The organism is Mycobacterium sp., from assembly GCF_035623875.1.
Classification (GTDB): Bacteria; Actinomycetota; Actinomycetes; order Mycobacteriales; family Mycobacteriaceae; genus Mycobacterium.
In genome coordinates, this window is sequence record NZ_DASPSP010000158.1 from 1 (window position 1) to 2,836 (window position 2,836).

Annotated in this window: 1 protein-coding gene and 1 pseudogene; one reads left to right on the top strand and one right to left on the bottom strand. The window is 67.8% G+C overall.

The genetic code is table 11. The features are described from left to right. Positions 1-328, top strand: a pseudogene (locus VEI45_RS12755) (MFS transporter); the annotation flags it as partial. 6 nt (positions 329-334) lie between these two features. Here the strand turns inward: VEI45_RS12755 and VEI45_RS12760 are convergent. Beyond that, the coding region (locus VEI45_RS12760; RefSeq protein ID WP_324853673.1) for an arabinosyltransferase at positions 335-2,836 on the bottom strand (2,502 nt) is incomplete at its 5' end.

Consider the following 2,836-nt stretch of genomic DNA (forward strand, 5'->3'; position numbering starts at 1 on the left):
CCAAGGCGCACCGGTCGGCGTGATCATCTTGTGCGCGACGGCGCTGCTGGCCGTCGGGATCGGTATCGGCGCCGCGTATCCGCACCTGTCGGCGTGGGCGATGGGCGATGTCGACGACCCCGCTGAGGGCAGCGCCGCTGCCACCGCGATCAACTCAGTGCAGTTGATCTTCGGCGCGTTCGGCGCCGGGCTGGCCGGTGTCGTGGTGAACATTTCCGACGGCGGGGGTGTGTCGGCGGCTCGCTGCGCGTTTACCGTGTTCGCTATCTTGGCGCTCTCCGCCTGCGCCACGGCCTTCCGCGCCGGCCGGCGACAGGTCGCGTTTTAACTCCAGCTACTGCCGCAGCGGAGCCGGGCTCCACAGGCCGCTGCGTGTTGCAGAACCCAGGTCGAGGTGGGCCGGTTGGGCATTGGCGTAGTACGGCGTCAGTCGTTGCAACGAGCCCCAGTCGCGGGACCAGTCGTCTTTCAGATACGTGGCCACCGTGGTGGCCTTCACCAATAGCTCGGTGACACCCAGCGGGCCACCGCCGTTGTTGTCCATCACCGGCGAGTTCGCCTCGGCGCCGAATCGGTCGGGCAGGATGCGCCATTTTGGAGTCTCGTCGACACCGTTTTGATGACCGAACGCTCGCTGGCAGGGGAATGCCAGCCCGACGAGCCAGTCCAGGAACACCGGCTGCTGGGAGCCCACCACGTCCTGCAGCGTGCGCAACTCCGGAATCCGCGGTGGTGTGACCGCGATCCAGTGCTCGGGCGCCAGGTCTTCGTCGTTGGCGACCAAGCGGATTTGGGTGGCGGTGCTCGGGATGGCCGACAGCGGCAACCGCAAGTTGCGCCAGGCCGGGGAGGCACCCACGTCGGCGAATTGGAATGATCCGCCGGGATGTCCGCTGGCCGCTTCTTCGTCGGTGGCCCACTGCACCTGGACTTCGCGCGGGTCGAAGCGGCCCGCGGCGCTCACGACCAGCAGCGGCCGCGCCTTGTCTCGGGCGGGCAACCTGTACCAGCCCGACCGTAGGTGGGCGGGCACCTGGATCCCGGACCGCCAGCTGCCGAGGACCGGTGTGTGCGCTGCATCGAGGTTGAAGGGCAGCTGGGCCAGCGAGCCGTTGATTCCCGGTGCGGGGGTGGTGCCGCCCTCGGTGCCGGCCTGATTGCTGGTGGTCTTCTCCTCGTCGTTGACGAAACTGCGGTCGCCCGGACGTTCCATCACCGGGTCGGCGCGCACGTCGGCGGGAATACCGTTGGGCGTGAAGGCTTCCGACAGGCTCGCCCCCAGGGCGTCGGCCGCCGACCCTGTCACCGGGGACAGTATGCCGGCGGTGGGGTCCTGCTCTACCAGCACATCTTCGGCCAGTCCGCAGGACTTGCCGGTCAGCGCCTCGAGGTTGGACCGGCCCACCGACCACGCCGGGTACTGCTCGGTCATCCCCAGCGTCAGCGATGCCACCTCGAACACCACCAGCACCCACGTTGCAATTGCCAACGGGGACTGGACGATTCCAGCCACACGTGTCCCATAGCCCGTTTTGGGAGGCCCGTTGTCTGGGTCGACGAAGTGGAACCACGCTGCCAGCAGCAGCACCAGGAAGGTCAGCGCCAGCAGCGCGGTGGCAACGGCGTAATGCCACGCCGGGAACTCATTCGACCACGGCACACCGAAATTGGACACGTACCACCAGCCATTGACGCTGGCGAACGACAACGCCACCAAGAACAGCACCACGGCGGCGAACACGGTGCGATTGCGCCGCGAGCGCATCGCCACGGATGTCACCGCGACCGCGGCCAGCGCGCCCAGTGGTCCGGCCAGCCCGGCGAACACCCCGAAGTGGTGAGTCCATTTGGTGGGCGTGAACATCATCGCGACGAACGAGATGATGGTGATGCCGACGATGCGGCGGCTCGGCCCGGCGGCCGTGCCCGGAATGCGGCCCTTGCGCAACGACATTGCGACGGTAATCCCGAGCGCCAGGACGAGCGCCAGTACGGCGAAGCGACGGGCGACCGACCCGTCGGGGCTGGCCATGAACAGTCGCTCATACCGGAGGTGTTCGTCGAACCAACTCAGGCTGGGCCCGACCGCACGCTTAAGAGCAGTGGCTTGGATCTCACCCGCCAGAGTCTGGTCGCGGAAAATCAGGATGGCGGTGACGGTGACCGCGGCCAGCAGCGGCGCTATGAGCGGGAGCGCGCCGAACTGCTTAGATCTGCGGTGCAGGATGGTCCGCAGCGGCCCGATCGCGACCAGCAGCGCGCCGATCGAGGCGATACCCGTCGGCCCGGAGAACAAGGTCAGCGCGCCGATGATGCAGGCGATCGCGACCGGCAGCAGTCGGCTGGTGGCCACCGCCCGTTCGACCGAACACCAGGTCAGCAGGATGCCCAGCGCGATGATCGGCTCGGGCCGCAGGCCGTTGTCCAGCGGCAGCCAGACAGCCAGGAACATGCCCGCCGCGGTCCACGCCGCGGCCCGGTTCTTCTTGACCGCGTCACCCAGGCGAGGCATGACTTCACGGCTGATCACCCACCAGCAGGTCAGCGCCATCACCAGGGTGGGCAACCGCATCCAGATGCTGGCGGTGCTGACGTGTGCCCAGAACGCCAACAGGTCGTAGTACCAGCCGAACGGGGCCTCGGGCGTACCGAACCAGCGGTAGTAGTTGGCCATGTAGCCGGCGTGCTCGGACACCCGGGCCATGGTCAGGATGTAACCGTCGTCGGAGGTGTTGGCGCCGACGAAATGCCACCACCCCAGTACGGCGATCACGAGGGCGTCCAGGCCGCCGATCGACCACCAACGCGACGGCAGGAAGCGGCGGTGCCGGGTCCC